The 17006-nt window shown below is 65.4% G+C and carries 17 protein-coding genes; 11 read left to right on the forward strand and 6 right to left on the reverse strand.

What is annotated here, in order from left to right; genetic code table 11:
• The first annotated feature begins 6 nt into the window (after positions 1–6).
• From lspA to arfB, 5 genes are all read left to right on the forward strand, one after another.
• The gene (gene lspA, locus IVA81_RS17175) at positions 7–501 is read left to right on the forward strand and encodes a signal peptidase II (protein WP_247320173.1); all 495 of its coding nucleotides are present in this window, start codon (positions 7–9) and stop codon (positions 499–501) included.
• Between the two features lie 96 nt (positions 502–597).
• On the forward strand, positions 598–1323 hold the full coding sequence (locus tag IVA81_RS17180) for a hypothetical protein (RefSeq protein WP_247320105.1): 726 nt from the start codon (positions 598–600) through the stop codon (positions 1321–1323).
• Positions 1324–1527: 204 nt separating this feature from the next.
• Positions 1528–2919 carry a pitrilysin family protein gene (locus IVA81_RS17185; RefSeq protein WP_247320107.1) on the forward strand — a complete coding sequence of 464 codons (1392 nt, stop codon included), beginning with the start codon at positions 1528–1530 and terminating at the stop codon, positions 2917–2919.
• Positions 2916–4280 carry a pitrilysin family protein gene (locus IVA81_RS17190; protein WP_247320110.1) on the forward strand — a complete coding sequence of 455 codons (1365 nt, stop codon included), beginning with the start codon at positions 2916–2918 and terminating at the stop codon, positions 4278–4280. Before IVA81_RS17185 ends, IVA81_RS17190 begins: the two co-directional genes overlap by 4 nt.
• Before the next feature lie 115 nt (positions 4281–4395).
• Positions 4396–4812, forward strand: a complete 417-nt coding sequence (gene arfB, locus IVA81_RS17195; protein WP_247320112.1) for an alternative ribosome rescue aminoacyl-tRNA hydrolase ArfB — start codon at positions 4396–4398, stop codon at positions 4810–4812.
• A gap of 63 nt (positions 4813–4875) precedes the next feature.
• Here the strand turns inward: arfB and IVA81_RS17200 are convergent, their stop codons facing one another.
• The gene (locus IVA81_RS17200; protein ID WP_247320114.1) at positions 4876–5184 is read right to left on the reverse strand and encodes a hypothetical protein; all 309 of its coding nucleotides are present in this window, start codon (positions 5182–5184) and stop codon (positions 4876–4878) included.
• 341 nt (positions 5185–5525) lie between these two features.
• Between IVA81_RS17200 and IVA81_RS17205 the strand changes: the two genes are divergently transcribed.
• Genes IVA81_RS17205 through IVA81_RS17220 form a run of 4 tightly spaced genes read left to right on the forward strand, consistent with a single transcriptional unit; the run spans position 5526 to position 8458 of the window.
• Positions 5526–5879, forward strand: coding sequence for a c-type cytochrome (locus IVA81_RS17205; protein WP_346659394.1), 354 nt, complete (start codon positions 5526–5528; stop codon positions 5877–5879).
• On the forward strand, positions 5880–6275 hold the full coding sequence (locus IVA81_RS17210) for a VOC family protein (protein ID WP_247320115.1): 396 nt from the start codon (positions 5880–5882) through the stop codon (positions 6273–6275).
• A gap of 34 nt (positions 6276–6309) precedes the next feature.
• A complete protein-coding gene (locus tag IVA81_RS17215; RefSeq protein WP_247320116.1) occupies positions 6310–6858 on the forward strand; it encodes a gluconate 2-dehydrogenase subunit 3 family protein in 549 nt (182 codons plus the stop codon).
• A 31-nt stretch (positions 6859–6889) separates the two neighbouring features.
• Entirely contained in the window at positions 6890–8458 is a 1569-nt protein-coding gene (locus tag IVA81_RS17220) for a GMC family oxidoreductase (protein WP_247320117.1), read from the forward strand.
• 241 nt (positions 8459–8699) lie between these two features.
• Here IVA81_RS17220 and IVA81_RS17225 read toward each other — a convergent pair whose 3' ends face one another.
• Positions 8700–9011, reverse strand: coding sequence for a ribbon-helix-helix domain-containing protein (locus tag IVA81_RS17225; RefSeq protein ID WP_247320118.1), 312 nt, complete (start codon positions 9009–9011; stop codon positions 8700–8702).
• Positions 9012–9263: 252 nt separating this feature from the next.
• On the opposite strand from IVA81_RS17225, the gene mutL reads away from it, so the two are divergent.
• The gene (gene mutL / locus IVA81_RS17230; RefSeq protein WP_247320119.1) at positions 9264–11075 is read left to right on the forward strand and encodes a DNA mismatch repair endonuclease MutL; all 1812 of its coding nucleotides are present in this window, start codon (positions 9264–9266) and stop codon (positions 11073–11075) included.
• A 164-nt stretch (positions 11076–11239) separates the two neighbouring features.
• On the opposite strand, the gene rsmD is transcribed toward mutL, so the two are convergent.
• Positions 11240–11794, reverse strand: coding sequence for a 16S rRNA (guanine(966)-N(2))-methyltransferase RsmD (rsmD, locus tag IVA81_RS17235; protein WP_247320120.1), 555 nt, complete (start codon positions 11792–11794; stop codon positions 11240–11242).
• 2 nt (positions 11795–11796) lie between these two features.
• Entirely contained in the window at positions 11797–13872 is a 2076-nt protein-coding gene (locus tag IVA81_RS17240; protein WP_247320121.1) for a pseudouridine synthase, read from the reverse strand.
• Between the two features lie 121 nt (positions 13873–13993).
• Between IVA81_RS17240 and IVA81_RS17245 the strand changes: the two genes are divergently transcribed.
• The gene (locus IVA81_RS17245) at positions 13994–14452 is read left to right on the forward strand and encodes a nucleoside deaminase (protein WP_247320122.1); all 459 of its coding nucleotides are present in this window, start codon (positions 13994–13996) and stop codon (positions 14450–14452) included.
• Here the strand turns inward: IVA81_RS17245 and IVA81_RS17250 are convergent.
• Positions 14449–15354, reverse strand: coding sequence for an alpha/beta hydrolase (locus IVA81_RS17250; RefSeq protein WP_247320123.1), 906 nt, complete (start codon positions 15352–15354; stop codon positions 14449–14451). The genes IVA81_RS17245 and IVA81_RS17250 overlap by 4 nt on opposite strands.
• Before the next feature lie 213 nt (positions 15355–15567).
• Entirely contained in the window at positions 15568–16851 is a 1284-nt protein-coding gene (gene purD / locus IVA81_RS17255) for a phosphoribosylamine--glycine ligase (protein WP_247320124.1), read from the reverse strand.
• Positions 16852–17006: the final 155 nt, after the last annotated feature.

Raw genomic sequence — 17006 nt, forward strand, 5'->3', positions numbered from 1 at the left:
CCCGGCATGACCCCGCTTGGCGCCGGAATCTTCGCGGCCGTGGTCACGCTCGTGGCCGACCAGGCCTCAAAGCTGTGGCTGCTGAACGTGTTCGACCTCGCCCGTCGCGGCGCGGTGACGGTGACACCGTTCTTCGACCTGGTGCTGGCCTGGAACATCGGCATCAGCTTCGGCTGGCTCCAGAACGACAGCCAGGCGGCGCAGCTCGCGCTGATGGCGGTCAAGGCCCTCGCCGTGGTCGCGCTGGCGATCTGGATGGCCCGCTCGCACACCCTTCTCGCCACGGTCGCGCTGGGCCTGATCATCGGCGGCGCCATCGGCAATGGCATCGACCGCCTAGCCTACGGCGCGGTGGTCGATTTCGCCCTGCTCCACATCGAGATCGGCGGAAATACCTATAATTGGTATGTGTTTAACCTCGCGGACGTAGCCATCGTTGCTGGGGTCGCAGCCCTATTGTATGATTCCTTCCTGGGGGTACCCGCCGCAAAAGCGCCCTGATCCCGGCCGATACGGACCGGCAGGTGGAACCCGGCTTTTGCGAGGGTTAGGCCGCGTTTGAGTGGCAATCTGCCACAATATGGAACAGGTACAGTAATGCGCAGCTCGAAGACCAGCGGTTCGATGGTTCGAGACCCCCAAAGGGGGTTCTGGCAGGCGTTGAAATTGTCCGCTGTCGCGCTCGGCATCGGTCTCGTCCTGTCGGCTGGCGCGGCCCGCGCCGGTGACGACGACGATGAAGATGACGGGATGACTTTCGAAGAGAAGATCATCGACAATCTGATGTCCGGCATTGGCGCCAAGAGCATGGAAAAGCCCGGCATTGAGTACCGCGAGCGCTCGCCGCTGGTCGTGCCGCCCAAGCTAGATCTGCCGCCCCCGGCGACACAGGCCAAGAATGCCCCGAATTGGCCCAAGGACCCCGAGGAAAAGCGCCGCAAGGAAGCCATCGCCGCACGCAAGAAGGCGACCAAGGAAACGGAGAACTGGCAGGCCGCCCGACCTCTGACGCCCGCCGAGATGAAGGCCGGTCAGGTCGCCGCGGCGCCCCGGACGAGCAACGACCCGATCCAGCCGGGCACCAACGGCAACCCGTCGCTCAGCCCCGCCGAGCTCGGCTTCTCCGGTGGTCTGTGGAACATGATGAAGGGCGGCAACAGCGCCGAAGAGAAGAAATTCACCAGCGAGCCGCCGCGCCAGTCGCTGGTCGAGCCGCCCCCGGGCTATCAGACGCCGTCGCCGAATTACTCCTATGGCGCCGGACAGGACAAAACGCGGCGGACTTATTTCGACATCATGTCGGGCAAGGACAAGGAACAATAGCGTTCCTGTCCTGCCGCGTTGCTTTGCAGAAGCGAACCGAGTGCCGGCGGGCTCATGTCCGCCCGATGCCGGTCATGATTGCTTATCAGTAACTTGCCACCGCGTTGAGTTCTCTGCTTCGTGACGCGAAGCCTCAGCCGCACGGTGTACCATGCCGTGCCTCCGAGCCGGACATCCGGACCTCGGCCCTTGATAAGGATCACGATGTCCGTAAACCGATCGGCTGCCTGCCTCCTTGCCGCGCTGCTCTCGACCAGTGTCCTGACGGCCGGCGCGGCCCTCGCCCAGACCACGGTAACATCGGCCCCGCCCGCCAGCTTCACGCTCGGCAATGGCATGCAGGTCGTGGTGATCCCGGATCACCGCACGCCCGTGGTGACGGAGATGATCTGGTACAAGGTCGGCTCGGCCGACGAGACGCCGGGCAAGTCCGGCCTCGCCCACTTCCTCGAGCACCTCATGTTCAAGGGCACCTCGAAGCATCCCGTCGGCGAATTCTCCCAGACCGTGCTCCGCGTCGGCGGCAATGAGAACGCCTCGACCTCGATCGACTACACGAATTACTACCAGCGTGTGCCGAAAGAGCAGCTGCCGACCATGATGGAGTTCGAGGCCGACCGCATGACCGGCCTCATCCTCAAGGACGAGAACGTGCTGCCCGAGCGCGACGTGGTGCTCGAAGAATACAATATGCGCGTCGCCAACAACCCGGACGCGCGGCTGAACGAGCAGATCATGGCCGCGCTCTATCTCAATCATCCCTACGGCCGGCCGGTAATCGGCTGGCATCAGGAGATCGAGAAGCTCGATCGCGAGGATGCGCTCGCCTTCTATCGCCGCTTCTATGCGCCGAACAACGCGATCCTGGTGATCGCCGGCGATGTCGAGGCCGCCGACATACGCCCGCTGGTCGAGCGCAATTTCGGCTCGATCCCGGCGCAATCCGCGATCCCGGCGCGGCGCGTCCGTCCGCAGGAGCCTGAGCCGGCCGCGCCGCGCACCGTCACGCTGGCCGATCCGCGCGTCGAGCAGCCGAGCATGCGGCGCTATTATCTGGTGCCCTCGGCGACCACGGCTGCGGCCGGTGAAAGCGCGGCCCTCGACGTACTTGCGCAGCTGATGGGCAGCGGCAGCAATTCCTATCTCTACCGCGCCCTCGTCGTCGACAAGCCGCTCGCGGTCTCCGCCAACGCCAGTTATTCCAGCATCTCGCTCGACCCGACGCAGTTCGCGATCTCGGCCGCGCCGAAACCCGGCGTCAGCTTCGCTGAGGTCGAGCAGGCGGTCGACGGCGTCATCGCCAATGTCGCGCAGAACCCGATCCGCGCCGAGGATCTGGAACGCGTGAAGACCCAGCTCATCGCGGAAGCGATTTACGCCCAGGATAACCAAGCGGTGCTGGCACGCTGGTATGGCGGCGCGCTGACCACGGGCCTGTCGATCGAAGACATCAGAAGCTGGCCCGACCGCATCCGCGCGGTCACCGCCGAGCAGGTCCGCGCAGTCGCGCAGAAATGGCTCGAGAAGAAACGCTCGGTGACGGGTTATCTGATCAAGGACACCGCGACCACCAAGCGCGAGGAGAAGCGTTCGTGACCTATCCTTTCCTTCGACGCGTTGCATTCTCCCTCGCCACCGGCGCGGCACTCACGCTTGCCGCGGTCTCGCCCTCGCAGGCAGCGGCAAAGATCCAGCACCTGGTCTCGCCGGGCGGCATCGAGGCCTGGTTCGTGCAGGACGCAACCGTGCCGCTGATCGCCATGGAATATTCCTTCGCCGGCGGCTCGGCCCAGGATCCCAAGGACAAGCCGGGCGTCGCCAATCTGGTCGGCGACCTCCTCGACGAAGGCTCCGGCGATCTCGACTCCAAGACCTTCCATGAGCGGCTCGACCGCCGCGCCATCGAGCTCTCCTTCAGCGCCACCCGCGACACGTTCCGCGGCAGCCTGCGCATGCTGCGCGACAACAAGGACGAGGCCTTCGATCTCTTGCGGAGCGCGCTGACCTCGCCGCATTTCGACCCCACCGATGTCGAGCGCATTCGTTCGCAGGTCATCTCGGGCCTGCGCCGCGAGACCACCAACCCGACATCGCTGGCGAGCCGCAAATTCCTGGAGGTCGCCTTTGGCGATCACCCCTACAGCCGGCAGAGCAACGGCAACCTCGATAGCGTGCCGACCATCACGGTTCCCGATATGAAGGATTATGTCGGCCGCGTGCTTGCGAAGGATGGGCTGAAGGTCGCAGTCGTCGGCGACGTCGATCCGGCAACCCTCGGCAAGCTGCTCGACCACACCTTCGGTAGCCTGCCCGCCAAGGCCAACCTCACGCCGGTCCCCGATGTCGAGGCCGCCAAGCCGCCGCAGCGCGCCTTCGTCACGCTCGACGTGCCGCAGACCGTGATCACGTTCGGCGGCCCCGGCGTGAAGCGTAGCGACCCGAACTTCATGGCGGCCTATGTCGTCAATCACATCCTCGGCGGCGGCGGATTATCCTCCAGGCTCTATCGCGATGTACGCGAGAAGCGCGGGCTGGCCTATTCGGTGTTCGAATCGCTGCTCTGGATGGAGCATTCGGCGGTGTTCATCGGCAATACCGGCACCCGCGCCGACCGCGCCGGCGACACCATCGATGCCATCGACAAGGAGGTACGCCGCATCGCCGAGGAAGGCCCGACGCAGAAGGAGCTCGACGAGGCCAAGTCCTACCTGAAGGGCTCGCAGATGCTTGCGCTCGACACCTCCTCGAAGCTGGCGCAAGCGCTGCTGCAGTACCAGCAGGACAAGCTGCCGATCGACTATATCGAGAAGCGCAACGCCATCGTCGATGCCGTGACGCTGGACGACGCCAAAGCCGCCGCCAAGCGCCTCTGGGGCCAGGGGCTGCTGACCGTCGTCGTCGGCCGCGCCCCGCAGGCCGCGGCGCAGCCGGCCGCGGCGGCACCGAAGTCGAACTGACGTTCCGCTCTCGTTTGCTGAAATGGCCGGGCTCGCCCGGCCATTTGCGTTTCAGAAGCACCATTGCCGAACGTAGACGTCCGCGATATGTCCGGACATCACGAATGGTGCTGCCATGCTGCGGATATCCCGCGATCTCGTCATCGACGAGGACGATATCGAGATCGGCTTTGTCCGCGCCTCCGGCCCGGGCGGGCAGAATGTCAACAAGGTCTCGACCTCGGCCCAGCTGCGCTTCGACACGCGCAAGCTGACCCTGCCCGAGGATGCGGCGATCCGGCTCGCCCGCATCGCCGGCCAGCGCATGACCAAGGATGGCGTGATCGTGATCCACGCCCAGCGCTTCCGCACTCAGGAGCGCAATCGACAGGACGCCATTGACCGGCTGGTCGACATCCTGAGCGAGGCCATGATAAGGCCGACGCCGCGGCGTGCGACGCGGCCGACCTTTGCCTCCAAGCAGCGCAGGCTCGACGGCAAGAAGCGCCGCGGCGACGTCAAGGCCGGACGCGGCGGCCGCTTCGACGACTAGCAAACACAGCCGAAAAAACTCCGGTCGCCAAGCGACCGGAGTCTTGCCGTTCTCCCGGCGGGACTAGTAACGCTTGGATGGAGCTGCACCGCCCGTCGTGGGATCGTCGGCCGTTCCCTTGTGCGCAGCGCTGCCCGTGGTGCCGACCGTGCCTTTAGTGCCCTTGGTTGACTTCATGCCGGTCTTCTCGCCCGCTGCGCCCGGCTGAGCGTTCATCTCGTCATCGCCGCTGCCCATCGTGCTGCCTTGCATGGGTTTGCTCTGCACGGTGCCGCCTGACTTCGCGGTGGGGGGCGCACTTTGCGCAAGAAGGGGCGTGGCAATGAGAGCCGACAGAGCGCATGCGATCATCGAGGTCTTCACCAACTTCATCCATTTCTCCTGGATTTTTCCGCGATGCATGGCCCGGCCGTTCCCGACGCCGCTTGCCTGCGCCGACCCATCGCATCGCGTAAAGAAATCAAGCGGCGCAATCCTCATGCAATGCGCATGGTGTGGTGAACGTTTAGGGATTTGACGGCGGTTTCGCGGAATTGTGCTCCGCATATAAGGCAGCGCGGAACGCCACACGCCGCAGGCATCTCCGCGCGCGGCGAAACAGCCCGCTACTACCACCGCCCATCTGACGCCGCCTAGAGTTTGCGCAGGTTACTTTGATGCGGATGGGCGGGCTCTCGGTGATGCGCACAGTCGTGCTGGGATTGTGCACCGCGATGGTGCTGGTGGGGCGGATGGCGGACGCGCAAATGCCTTTGCCGGCCGCAAAGCCGCCGGATGGCGCGACGCTCTTCAAGCAGCAATGCGCGGTGTGCCACACCACAAGCCTGTCAGAGCCGGCACGACAGGGGCCGCCGCTGTTCAAGCTCGTGGGCCGGCCCGCCGGCAAGGTCGAAGGCTTTCGGTATTCGCAAGGCCTCGCGAACGCAGACTTCGCCTGGGACGATGCCCGGCTCGACGCCTGGCTGACCAATCCACAAGCCGTCATTCCCGGCGTGGTCATGGCCTATCGACAGGCCAAGCCGGAAACGCGCGCTGCCATCATCGCTTATCTGAAGGAGCAAAACTGAATGGCAAAGGCCGTCCATTCCATGATCCGGGTGCTGGATGAAGCGCGCTCGCTCGACTTCTACCGGCACGCCTTCGGCCTCGAAGTCGCCGACCATCTGAAATTCGCAGACTTTGCCTTGATCTACCTGCGTCACCCCTCCTCACCTTTCGAAGTCGAGCTGACGGTGAATTTCGATCGCAAGGAGCCGTACGCGCTCGGCGACGGCTACGGTCATCTCGCCGTGGTGGTGGACGATCTCGATACCGAGCATGCCCGCTTCGAGCGCGAGAAGCTCGCACCAGGACCCTTACGCGACTTCAAGCATGACGGCAGGACGCTGGCGCGCTTCTTCTTCGTCAGTGATCCCGATGGCTACAAGATCGAGGTGATCCAGCGGGGCGGACGTTTCAACTGATTCAATCATAAAACCAAAATTGACGGAGGATGCCATGAGAGAAGTCGATCGTCGAAGCAAGCACAGCCGCCGTGTCTTTCTCAAGGGCGCGGCGACCGCTGTGCCGGTCGTAGCAGTCGCGACAAGCGTCGCCGTCAGCATCGAAGATGCGTGGGCCGATGATGCGAGCGCGCTCTCGCCCGCGACGATGAAGACGCTGCTGAAGGTCGCACGCGACATCTATCCGCACGACGTTCTCGGTGACAGCTACTACATCACCGCGATCAAGCCGTGGGACGGCAAGGCGGCCAAGGATCCCGCCGTCAAATCGCTGATCAGCGACGGCATCACGCGGCTCGATCAGAACGCGCGGGATCGTCACAAGGTGGCTTACGCCCAAGTGCCCTGGGAGGCAGATCGCGTGGTGCTGCTGAAAGAGATCGAGCAGAGCGACTTCTTCCAGAAGGTCCGCGGCGATCTCATTGTCTCGCTCTACAACCAGAAAGAGGTTTGGCCGCGGTTCGGCTACGAGGGCTCCTCGGCCGAGCACGGCGGCTACATCAACCGTGGCTTCGCCGACATCGACTGGCTGCCGAAGGCTTAGATCACCACCCCAACGGTTCAGGAGAACGCATATGGCAAAATTCGATCTGAACGATTCCAGCGTTGTGGTGATCGTCGGCTCCGGTGCCGGCGGCGGCACGCTTGGCAACGAGCTCGCGCAGAAGGGCGTCAAGGTGGTCATCCTCGAGGCGGGTCCCCGCATCGAGAACCACGACTTCGTCAACGACGAGTGGGAGAGCTTCTCGCAACTCGCCTGGACCGATGCGCGCACCACGTCGGGAACATGGCGCGTCGCCAAGGATTTTTCGGGGCTGCCTGCATGGATCGTCAAGGCGGTCGGTGGCTCCACGACCCATTGGGCCGGCGCTTCGCTGCGTTTCGACGAGCACGAGTTCAGGGTCAAGAGCACCTACGGCAACCTTCCCGGCGCCAATCTGCTGGACTGGCCGGTCACGCTCGCCGAGATGGAGCCGTGGTACGCCAAGGCCGAGAACAAGATGGGCGTGACCCGCACCAACGGCATTCCCGGACTTCCCGGCAACAATAACTTCAAGGTGCTCGAGGCCGGCGCGAAGAAACTGGGCTACAAGACCGTGCACACCGGCAACATGGCGATCAACAGCCAGCCGCGCGACGGACGCGGCGCCTGCCAGCAGATCGGCTTCTGCTTCCAGGGCTGCAAATCCGGCGCGAAATGGTCGACGCTCTACACCGAGATCCCCAAGGGCGAGGCGACCGGCAATCTGGAAGTCCGCCCCGGCAGCATGGCGGTCAAGATCGAGCACGATGCCGGCGGCAAGGTGACCGGCGTCGTCTACGCCGACGAGAGCGGCGCGATGCAGCGCCAGAAGGCGCGCATCGTCGCGGTCGCCGGCAACTCGATCGAAAGCCCGCGGCTGCTGCTCAACAGCGCCTCGACCATGTTCCCCGACGGCCTTGGCAATTCGTCGGGCCAGGTCGGCCGCAACTACATGCGCCACATGACGGGCAGCGTCTACGCCGTGTTCGAAAAGTCCGTGCACATGTATCGCGGCACCACCATGGCCGGCATCATCCGCGACGAGGCCGCCAATAACCCGAAGCGCGGCTTCGTCGGCGGTTACGAGATGGAGACGCTGTCGATCGGCTTGCCGTTCATGGCGGCGTTCCTCAACCCCGGCGCCTGGGGGCGTCCGTTCACGGCAGCGCTCGACGGCTATCCCAGGATGGCCGGAATGTGGCTGGTCGGCGAAGACATGCCGCAGGAGACCAACCGGATCACGCTCGATCCTGTCGTCAAGGACAAGTTCGGACAGCCGGTCGCGAGCGTGCATTTCGACGACCATCCCAACGATCTCGCGATGCGCGCCCACGCCTACAAGCAGGGCGCCGCGGTCTACGACGCTGTCGGCGCCACCGTGACCTATCCGACGCCGCCTTATCCGAGCACCCACAATCTCGGCACCAACCGAATGAGCGAGAAGCCGCGAGACGGCGTGGTCAACAAGTTCGGACAGAGCCACGACGTCAAGAATCTGTTCGTCTCCGACGGCAGCCAGTTCACCAGCGGCGCGGCCTGCAACCCAACGCTGACCATCGTCGCGCTGGCGATCCGGCAGGCGGACCACATTGCGGGTGCGATGCAGAAGAAGGAGATTTGAGGGTAGGCTGCCTCCTCGTCATTGCGAGGAGCTCGCGACAAAATTGCGTAGCAATTTTGCGCTGATGCGACGAAGCAATCCAGACTGCCTCTGCGGAAAGACTCTGGATTGCTTCGCTGCGCTCGCAATGACGGTGGATGGTGTCCCGTAGCCCGGATGCAGCGCAGCGTAATCCGGGCGGCTGTCACTTGTGGCACGAATTCCCGGATTGCGCTGCGCTCCATCCGGGCTATTGGAGCCGCTACTCGGCAGCGTCGAGAATCGGCGCCACCTTGAACTCCTGCACCGGCGCCATGCTCCTGGAGCGATAGATCAAACACGAGCAGCGCAACAGCGAGGCGAAATTGTTGACCTCGCCGTGATGGTCGAGCACCTCGTTATAGAGGGTGGTCAGGAACTTGCCCACGCTCATGCCCTCCTTGGCCGCGATCTCCTCCAGCGTGTCCCAGAACGCCATTTCCAGCCGGATCGAGGTGCAATGGCCGTCGATCCGCAAGGAGCGGGTCTGGGATTCGTAGTCGCGTTGGGGCTGATGCGCGAAGAGATGGCACATGGCGTCCTCCCGTCCTGTTGCCGTTTTTTCACGATGCTACACCGCTGCCCGGCGCCTCACAATCACGACCACGGCGGAAAGGCGGCCCATCGACGCCGCGGGATTTTATCGAACGCCCAATGTCTTCAATGTGATAGGAGGCCTTCTTCCCCAGGCCCTCACGCCACTGTTGCCCAACACATGCTTTTGACGCAACACGGCCTAGAATAGCGCTGTCAGCGAATCCAGATCGTAAGCCCAAGTCAGAGCCTCATGCCCGTCCGCCAATTGCCAGAACAGGTCGTCAACCGCATCGCCGCCGGCGAGGTGGTCGAGCGCCCGGCGAGCGTGGTCAAGGAACTGGTCGAGAACGCGATCGACGCCGGCGCCAGCCGAATCGACGTCTTCACCGATGGCGGCGGGCGGCGCCGGATCGGCATCACCGACGACGGCGGCGGGATGACGGCGAAAGATCTCGCGCTCGCGGTCGAGCGTCACGCCACATCCAAGCTCGACGACGAAGACCTGCTCCAGATCCGCACCCTCGGGTTCCGCGGCGAGGCGCTGCCCTCGATCGGCTCGGTGGCGCGTCTGTCGATCACCACGCGTCATGCCAGCGAGCCGCATGCTTGGGCGCTGTCAGTCGAGGGCGGCGAGAAATCCGAGATCATGCCGGCGGCGCTGGCGCATGGCACGCGGGTCGAGGTTGGCGATCTCTTTTATGCGACGCCGGCGCGGCTGAAATTCCTGAAGACCGACCGCACCGAGGCCGAAGCGATCCGCGAGGTGGTGCGGCGGCTCGCCATGGCGCGGCCCGATATCGCTTTCACGCTCGCCGGCGAGGAGCGCGCGCCGGTGACCTGGGCCGCCGCGCTGCCCGGCGCCGCGGGACGCCTGACGCGGCTCGGCGACATCCTGGGGGCAGAATTCCGCAGCCACGCCATCGAGGTCCATGCCGAGCGCGACGGCATCGTCGTCGCCGGCTATGCCGCGGCGCCAGCGCTGACCAAGGCCAACGCACTCGGGCAATATCTCTTCGTCAACGGCCGCCCGGTGCGCGACAAGCTGATCTTAGGCGCCGTGCGCGGGGCCTATTCCGACTATCTACCGCGCGACCGCCATCCGGTGCTGGCGCTGTTCGTCACGCTTGATCCGCGCGAGGTCGACGCCAACGTGCATCCGGCCAAGACCGAGGTCCGCTTCCGCAATGCCGGCCTGGTGCGCGCGCTGATCGTGCACGGATTGAAGGAGGCGCTCGCACGCGAGGGCCGCCGCACCGCCGCCAACAGTGGCGAGAGCGCGCTGTCCGCGTTCCGTCCCGCCTTCACGCCGCGTCCCGCGAGCTGGGACTGGCGAGCCTCGCCGGCCGCCCCGGTTACGCCGATGCCGTCATTCGATGGCGCCGCCGCGCCCGCCTTCGCCGAGCGCGCTCAAGCCGCCTTCGACGTCGGCGCGCCCAGTGCTGACGTGCGGTTCGAGGCGCAGCCCGCCGGGGATCTCGTCGATCGCCCGCTTGGCGCGGCGCGGACGCAGATCCACGAAACCTATATCGTCTCGCAGACCCGCGACGGGTTGATCATCGTCGACCAGCATGCCGCGCATGAGCGCATTGTCTATGAACGGCTGAAGGCCTCGCTGGCTGCGAACGGCGTGCAGCGGCAAATCCTCCTCATTCCCGAGATCGTCGAGATGGACGAAGCGACGGTCGAGCGCCTGCTGGAGCGCAGCGAGGAGCTGGCCTCGTTCGGCCTCGCGATCGAATCCTTCGGCCCTGGCGCGGTCGCGGTGCGTGAGACACCGTCGCTACTGGGCAAGACCAATGCGGGCGGGCTGTTGCGCGATCTCTCCGAGCACATGGCCGAGTGGGACGAGGCGCTGCCGCTAGAGCGCCGCCTGATGCACGTCGCCGCCACCATGGCCTGCCACGGCTCGGTGCGCGCCGGCCGCCGCTTGCGGCCCGAGGAGATGAACGCCCTGCTCCGCGAGATGGAGGACACCCCGAACTCCGGCCAGTGCAACCACGGCCGGCCGACCTATGTCGAGCTGAAGCTGAGCGATGTGGAGAAGCTGTTCGGGCGGAGGTGACGGTGCGGTAGTGAAGGTACCGTAGGGTGGGCAAAGCGACTTGTCCGCCGTAGCTCGAAGAGCGAAGGCGGAAGCGTGCCCACCACCTCTCTCGATCATGCAGAGAACGTGGGCACGGCGCGTTGCGCCTTTGCCCACCCTACGGCAGCACTACGAGAGCTGGACTACGGCCTCTTCAAAAACACGAACTCCGTGTCGTCATACGCCCGCCGCTCCAATTCCTCGTAACCCTCAGGCGTGACGAACTGCGCGGCCCTCGCCTCTTCCACCACGAGCAACGCCCCGGGCGCGAGCCAGCCGCCATCGCGCAAGCTCACGAGCGCCTTCTCCGCAAAGCCCTGGGCATAGGGCGGATCAAGGAACACCAGCGAAAACGGCTCGACGGGATGCGCGGGGCCGAGATCGGTCGCATCGCGGCGATAGACCTTGGTGACGCCACCCAAGCCCAGTGATTCGACATTGTTGCGCAGCAGCGCCCGGGCCTCAGCGCCGTTGTCCACGAACAGCGTGAACTTCGCGCCCCGCGATGACGCCTCGATGCCGAGGGCGCCGGTGCCGGCGAAGAGATCGAGCACGCGCGCGTCTTCAATCGGATCGTCATAGGCGTGCATGAGGATGTTGAACACGGACTCGCGCAGCCGGTCCGCCGTGGGGCGGATGTCGCGCGAGGACGGCGAGGCGAGATTGCGCCCCCTCAACCTGCCGCCGACGACGCGCAACGTCAGTCCTCCCGCGGCGTCAGATCGCGCTTGCCGTGATAGCCGCGCTTGGGACGGCGCGGCGGGCCGTAGCCGTTGGCCTCTTCCTCGTTGCGCTCGCGCGCCTCCTCGCTCCCCGTGCGCTGCACCAGCACACGGCGGCCCTTGCGATCGTTGATCACGCCGCGCTTGCTGGCGGGCTTCTTCTCACGCGGCGCATCGTCATCACTCGAAGCAGACTTCTGCGGCACGTCAAACTGCGCACCCGACTTCTCGATCACCTTGTCGCCAAGCTGGTCGCGCAGCACCCGCGACTTGATCTCCTCGACCTGGCCTTCGGGGACTTCGCCGAGCTGGAACGGGCCATAGGAGACGCGGATCAGCCGGTTCACCTCGAGCCCGAGATGGGCGCAGACATTGCGTACCTCGCGGTTCTTGCCTTCGCGGATCGCAAACACCAGCCAGACATTGGCGCCCTGATCGCGCTCCAGCGTCGCTTCGATCGGACCGTATTTGACGCCCTCGACCTCGATGCCATTCTTGAGTTCGTCGAGCTGCGCCTGCGTGACATCGCCATGGGCGCGAACGCGGTAGCGGCGCAGCCAGCCGGTATCGGGGAGCTCGAGCGTGCGCGCGAGCCCGCCATCGTTGGTGAGCAGCAGCAAGCCTTCGGTGTTGAAGTCGAGCCGGCCGACGCTGATCAGCCGCGGCAGGCCTTCCGGCAGATTGTCGAACACGGTCGGACGCCCCTCGGGGTCGTCATGCGTGGTCATCAGCCCGCGCGGCTTGTGATAGAGGAACAACCGCGTGCGCTCGCGCTCCGGCAACGGCTTGCCGTCGACCAGGACGACGTCGTTCTTGGTGATGTCGAGCGCGGGCGAGTTGATGACGCGACCATTGACGGTGACGCGGCCCTGCGTGACCATTTCCTCGGCATCGCGGCGCGAGGCAAGCCCCGCACGCGCCAGCGCCTTGGCAATGCGCTCGCCGGCCTTCTTCGGCTTCGGCTCTTCTTCCCGGCGCGGCCGCCGGTCGAAATCACGATCGCGCTCGCGATAGGCGCCGCGGCCGCCGAAGGCGGGACGCTTCTCGAAGATCCTGCTGTCGTCCTCGTTTTCACGACGCGGGCGATCACCGAAACGGCCCTCGCTGCGCGGATGCTCGTGCCAGTCGGAGCGGCCTTCCGATCGCTCGCGCGGACGATCGAATTTCGGACGGTCACGGAACGGACGATCACCCGACGGACGGTCGTCGCGCGAGCGCGAAAAGCGCGGACGGTCCTCGCTGCGGCCACCATCGCGACGGTCGTCGCGCTTCTGCCAGGGCTTGTCCTCGCCTCGGTCACGACCACCAAAATCCTTGCGCGGCCCACGATCCCCACGGTCGCGTTCGCGATCCGGTGCACCACGCGAAAACTTTCGCTCGCCGTCGAACTTGCGCTCCGGGCGATCGCTGCGCGGCGCGCGATCACCGCGATCGAAATTCGGACGGTCGCCGCGCGGCTTGAAGCTGCGCTCGCCACGATCCTCACGCGGCCCGCGATCGGGACCGCCCCGCGAAAACTTCCGCTCACCGTCGAACTTGCGCTCCGGCCGATCGCCGCGCGGCGCGTAGGGCTTCTTGTCGCCAAACTTTCGATCACTGCTCCGGCCGGCGGGGCGGGAATCATCGCGATCCCGACGCGGCGGACGGTCGTCACGGCCAAAAGACGGGCGATCACCACGCGGCTTGAAGGGCCGCTTCTCGCCGTCGCGCGAGGAGCGATCGGAGAACGGACGGTCGCCACGCGGCTTGAAGCTGCGCTCGCCGCGCCCCTCACCACCACGGTCATCGCGCTTGAATTTCGGACGGTCGCTGAAATCGCGGCGCGGGGCATCGCCCTCCTCGCGACGGCGGAACGGACGATCCCCGCGGTCGGCGCGAGGCGGGCGGCTGTCGCGGTCGCCACGAGGCGGGCGGGCGTCGCTCCTGCCCTCAGGGCCGCGCTTGGCGAATTTCTTCTCAGGACCACGCGGCTTGCCGGACCGTCCTTTGGGCGGTCCCTTGGGAGGGCCTCGCCGGCCGCGGGAATCGTTGTCTTTGTCGCTGTCGCGAGGCATGAATAATCTCACTTACGTGGGGTAGCCGGAAAGCATTGTGCGCGCTCGTTCCGAGCCGCGTGCTCAGGCAAAATCGGTATCCACTCTTGCTGAAGGCGGAGCTAGTAGCAGGTTTCTGGCGATGATACGAGGCATGAAAGCCCCTTCTTTCATGGATTTGGCGCTTCGGGCGGCCGAAAATGCCGGAAAATCGGGCGAAGTTCCGATCGGATGCGTGGTGGTCCGCGATCACGAGGTGATCGCCACCGCCGCCAATCGGACGCTGACCGACCACGACCCGACCGCCCACGCCGAGATCATCGCGCTGCGCGAGGCGGCGAAAAAGATCGGCAGCGAGCGCCTGGTGGGCTGCGACCTCTACGTGACGCTGGAGCCCTGCACCATGTGTGCGGGCGCCATCTCGTTTGCAAGGGTCAGGCGCCTCTATTACGGCGCGGCCGATCCCAAGGGCGGCGCGGTCGAGTCCGGCGTGCGGTTCTTTGCCTCGCCGACCTGCCATCACGCGCCGGACGTCTATTCCGGCGTCGGGGAGAGCGAGGCGGCGCGGCTGCTGCGGGAGTTCTTTCGGGAGCGGCGCTAATCCGCGAGGAAGAACTCGCGTAGCGCGCTCGCGGTGACGTCCGGATTCTCCTCGGTGAGGAAGTGGCCGGAATCCACCGGCATGCCCACCACGTTCGTCGCCCATTGCCGCCAGGTATCGAGCGGCGTCGCCGCGGCTTGTGCCACGCCGGCATTGCCCCACAGCGCCAGCATCGGGATGGTGATCTTCTTGCCGGCTTCGAAATCGGCCTTGTCGAGGTCGTAGTCGAAATAGGCGCCGGCGCGGTAATCCTCGCACATCGCATGCACACGGGCGGGATCGCGGAACGGGGCGAGGTAGTGCTCCAGCGCGCGCGGGTCGATCGCATCCAGCGTCTTCGACCTGGTCTGGCTCGCCATCTTGAAGCGCAGGAAGAACTCGCCATTGCTCGAGATCAGCGTCTCCGGCAGCGGATAAGGCTGCGCCAGGAAGGTCCAGTGATAGATCTTCAGCGCGTAGGCGCGGTTCATACGCTCCCAGTAATTATAGGTCGGCAGGATATCGAGCACGGCGAGCTTCGACAGCCGGCCGGGATGGTCGAGCGCGAGGCGATAGGAGACGCGGCCGCCGCGGTCGTGGCCGGCCAGCGCGAAGTGCACGTGACCCAGGCGCTCCATCACTTCCACCATCGCCTTCGCCATCGCGCGCTTGCTGTAGGGGATATGCAGCGCATCGCTCTCGGGCATGTCGGACCAGCCGTAGCCCGGCAAATCGGCGATGATCAGCGTGAACTTATCGGCGAGTTGCGGCGCCACCTGGTGCCACATCACGTTGGTCTCGGAGAAGCCGTGCAACAGCAATAGCGGCGGGCCGCTGCCGCCGACGCGGGCGAAGATGCGGCCGAAGGAGGTGTCGATCCATTCAGCGGCAAAGCCCGGATAGAGGTCGGCGAGATCGGACATCTTTTTGCATCCTTATGGTCAGTCCAAAGGTCGTCCCGACAAACAAAAAGTCGGAAAACAACCCCATGCACAGTAGCGGTATTATCGGCGGGGCGACTAACCCCAACGGCTTGTTGCATATTCTGGAATGGAGATGTGGCGGCGCGGTGACACCGATACCCCGGGATGTCGGATTGGCGCACTTTGCGCGCCGTCCGGAAGCACGGCCTAAGCCTAAGCCTTGGCCTTCTCCGCCTCCACCGCCTGCCAACCAATGTCGCGGCGGCAGAAGCCTTCGGGCCAGCTGATGCGGTCGACGGCCTGGTAGGCGCGGCCTTGCGCCTCCGTCACGGTCTTGCCCAGCGCGCAGACATTGAGCACGCGGCCGCCATTGGCCAGGATCGCACCATCCTTCGCCACCGTGCCGGCGTGGAAGATCTCGACGGTGTCCACCTTCGCGGCCTCCTCTAGCCCGCCGATGCGCGTGCCTTTCTGGTAGTCGCCGGGATAGCCCTTCGCGGCCATCACCACGGTGAGCGCGGATTCCGGATGCCAGCGCAGATCGAAGTTCTTCAATTGCCCGTCGCAGGCGGCGAGGAACGCCGGCACGATGTCGGACATCATGCGCAGCATCAGGACCTGGCACTCGGGGTCGCCGAAACGCACGTTGAACTCGAACAGCTTTGGACCCTGCGTCGTCAGCATGATCCCGGCATAGAGAATGCCGCGGAACGGCGTGCCGCGCTGTTTCATGCCGGCCACCGTCGGCAAAATGATCTTCGCCATGATCGCGTCGTGGATCGCTGATGTCACCAGCGGCGTCGGCGAATAGGCACCCATGCCGCCGGTGTTCGGGCCGACGTCGTGGTCGAACACCCGCTTGTGGTCCTGGGCCGAGGCGAGCGGAATGGCCGTGTCGCCGTCGCAGAGCGCGAAGAAGCTGATCTCGCGGCCCGGCAGAAACTCCTCGATCACGACCTCGGCGCCGGCTTCGCCGAAGGCGCCCTCGAACATCATGGCGATGGCGTCCTCGGCCTCGCGCACGGTCTTGGCGACGACGACGCCCTTGCCGGCGGCGAGCCCATCGGCCTTCACGACGATCGGCGCACCCTGGCTGTTGACGTAGTCGCGGGCATCCCCGGCATTGGTGAAGCGCTTGTAGGCGCCGGTGGGAATACCGAACTCGGTGCACAGCGCCTTGGTAAAGCCCTTGGAGCTCTCGAGTTGGGCAGGGATCTTGCTCGGACCGAACGCCTTGATGCCGGCGGCCGCGAGGTCGTCGACGATGCCGGCCGCCAGCGGTGTCTCCGGGCCGACCACCACCAGCTCGACCGCATTCATCTTGCAGAAATCGATCACCGCGGCGTGGTCGGCGACGTCGAGCGCCACGCATTCCGCCTCCCGCGCGATGCCGGCATTGCCGGGCGCGCACCAGAATTTGGTCACCAGGGGCGAGGCCGCGATTTTCCATGCCAGCGCATGTTCGCGGCCGCCGGAACCGAGCAGGAGAATGTGCATCGAGGGCTCAGAATGAGGGGTTTTGCTGGGGGCGGAGGTCGCACGAATCGGGGTGGGGCTCAAGGGGAAACGGCCGAACTCCCCCGTCATTCCGGGGCTCGCGCCTTGGGCCTGGGCCGACATTCATCGGGCCATGCGCAGACTAGTCGGTGACG

It is taken from the genome of Bradyrhizobium sp. 141, from assembly GCF_023074055.1.
Taxonomy (GTDB): domain Bacteria; phylum Pseudomonadota; class Alphaproteobacteria; order Rhizobiales; family Xanthobacteraceae; genus Bradyrhizobium.